The sequence below is a fragment of the Vibrio sp. 1078-1 genome, from assembly GCF_033340475.1.
The window spans coordinates 1-519 of record NZ_JAWOWM010000900.1 but is presented as its reverse complement, the minus strand read 5'-3'; the positions used below and the strand labels follow the sequence as shown (position 1 = coordinate 519).

Sequence of the window (519 nt, the reverse complement as noted above, 5' to 3'; positions counted from 1 at the left end):
GTTACGAGCATTTAGACCATGAACTTAAAGCCAGCGTCGAAGACGTTGATCGAGCGATTTTCGGCGAAGATTCGACGACACACGCATTGATTTGTTATGTGAACGAAGAACCGATAGGATTCGCCGTCTACTTTTTTAACTACTCAACATGGCTGGGAAGGAACGGACTCTACTTGGAAGATCTATATGTTTCTTCTGAGTACCGAAATGTTGGTGCAGGGAAAGCGTTGTTAAAGCATTTGGCGAATATTGCCGTTGATCGTGGTTGTGGCCGTTTTGAATGGGCTGTATTGGATTGGAACCAACCTGCCATCGATTTCTATCAGTCAATCGGTGCAGAGCCTCAAGATGAATGGAAGATCTATCGACTGGCGGGAGATGCATTGCAGCGCTTTGCTAAAGGATGATGTGAATGGGAGATTCGATGTATCCACACGACTATCAAGGGAATGGCTCGCAAGCGCGCTTTTCCGTCTCGGAAAGGGTCTCAATTGAGCCTCTTACCACCAAACATGCGAC

The 519-nt window shown here is 46.8% G+C and carries 1 protein-coding gene; it reads left to right on the top strand.

The genetic code is table 11. The features are described from left to right. A partial coding sequence (locus R7190_RS30725; RefSeq protein WP_318138323.1) for a GNAT family N-acetyltransferase occupies nucleotides 1-407 on the top strand: 407 nt, incomplete at its 5' end. Between the last annotated feature and the right edge of the window lie 112 nt (nucleotides 408-519).